A 1,691-nucleotide genomic window follows, 5' to 3' on the forward strand; every position below is an offset into this window, starting at 1 on the left:
CGGGGCCGGCGCTGCGGCGGTCGCCGCCGCGGGAGTGTGAGCGGCGGAAGTGTGCGCAGCGGGCGCGCTGGCGCTTGTGGTGGGCTTCGGAACGACGTTGCGGGCGATCGGCCGCGGCTTCGGCAGGGGAACTTTTGGCTGGGCCCAGGCATCCACAGGAAAAGCAGCCAGCCCAATTGCCAGCGCCAGGCTCGTGGCCAGTGCGGTCGATCGCAATGCGGCGGCGCGGATGGCAGGGATCACGGCTTTCCTCTGCGGCGGCGAATCATTCAGTCGCTCGAGCCCTAGATCTATTTGATTGAATATGTGGACAAAATGCTAATACGTGGCTGCCGGTCCTGTTTGCGCCATCACCGCGGCAAAATCGCGGCTTTGGCCATTCGCGCGAGGCAGAGGGGGGCGGCGTCAAGAAAGCGCGTCGAAACAAAGCGCTAGCGCCGGACGGTACAGCCCTTTCGCCTGATCGCCAGACCCGATATGAATTGAAATCCAGTTCGGCGGAGCCGTTTCTTAAGCGTTTGGAGGAAGTCCATGGCAGCCAAGACAAAGTTCCGGGGGTCGTTCACCGCCTTGGTCACGCCATTCAAAAACGGCTCGGTCGACGAGGCCGCCTTGCGTGGTCTCATAAGCTGGCAGATCGAGCAGGGGTCCCACGGCCTCGTTCCCGTGGGTACCACCGGCGAAAGCCCGACGCTGAGCCATGCCGAGCATCATCGGGTAGTCGAGATGTGCATCGATGAGGCGAAAGGACGCGTGCCCGTCATCGCTGGCGCGGGGTCGAACTCAACGCGCGAAGCCGTCGACCTTGCTGTTCACGCAGAGAAGGCTGGTGCCGATGCCGTTCTGGTGGTGACGCCCTACTACAACAAGCCGACCCAGGAAGGGATGTATCAGCACTTCAAGGCGGTGAATGACGCGATCGGGATTCCGATCATCATTTACAACATCCCGCCGCGCTCCGTCGTCGATATGTCGGTCGAGACCATGACCCGGCTGTTCGAGTTGAAGAACATCGCTGGCGTCAAGGACGCCACCGCCAATCTTGCCCGGGTGTCGCAGCAGCGCCATGCGATGGGGCCGGATTTCATCCAGCTGTCCGGCGAGGACATGACCGCACTGGCCTATATGGCGGCGGGAGGACATGGTTGCATTTCGGTGGTCGCCAACGTGGCGCCGAAGCTGTGTGCTGACCTGATGTCAGCGGTCATGCAGGGCGATTACGCTACCGGACTGAAGATCCAGGACCGCCTGACGCCGCTGCATGATGCCATCTTCAAGGAGCCCGGCCTCGCGGGAGCCAAGCATGGCCTCAAACTGCTGGGGCGGCTCGAAGAGGAGGTGCGCCTGCCGTTGATGAGCGTGACGCCGCCAACCGGCAAGGTGATCCGCGACGCCATGGTGCATGCCGGCCTGATCAACTAGGCCAGCGGCTGACTTCGCGCGACAAACGAAGAGGGGCCTCCAACATGCTGAAGGAATTCCGCGAATTTGCGATGAAGGGTAACGTCGTCGACCTCGCCGTCGGCGTCATCATCGGTGCGGCCTTCGGCGCCATCGTGACCTCGCTGGTCGGCGACGTGATCATGCCGATCATCGGCGCGATCACCGGTGGTCTCGATTTCTCCAACTATTTCACCCCGCTGGCGAAGACGGTGACTGCCAACAATTTGGCGGACGCCAAAAAGCAAGGT

At 62.3% G+C, this 1,691-nt stretch carries 1 protein-coding gene and 2 pseudogenes; 2 read left to right on the plus strand and 1 reads right to left on the minus strand.

What is annotated here, in order from left to right:
- Nucleotides 1-243: pseudogene (locus CQ12_RS45725) on the minus strand (lytic transglycosylase domain-containing protein); the annotation flags it as partial.
- 288 nt (nt 244-531) lie between these two features.
- Here CQ12_RS45725 and dapA point away from each other — a divergent pair.
- Together dapA and mscL are read left to right on the plus strand one after the other, a co-directional pair.
- The gene (gene dapA / locus CQ12_RS30690) at nt 532-1,422 is read left to right on the plus strand and encodes a 4-hydroxy-tetrahydrodipicolinate synthase (protein ID WP_057839023.1); all 891 of its coding nucleotides are present in this window, start codon (nt 532-534) and stop codon (nt 1,420-1,422) included.
- Nucleotides 1,423-1,466: 44 nt separating this feature from the next.
- Nucleotides 1,467-1,691: pseudogene (gene mscL, locus CQ12_RS44375) on the plus strand (large conductance mechanosensitive channel protein MscL); the annotation flags it as partial.

The organism is Bradyrhizobium jicamae (assembly GCF_001440395.1).
In the GTDB taxonomy this organism is placed as follows: Bacteria; Pseudomonadota; Alphaproteobacteria; order Rhizobiales; family Xanthobacteraceae; genus Bradyrhizobium; species Bradyrhizobium jicamae.

Coding starts and splice junctions, on each gene's coding strand:
- dapA (WP_057839023.1), top strand. CDS start 532: ATGGCAGCCAAGACAAAGTTCCGGGGGTCGTTCACCGCCTTGGTCACG.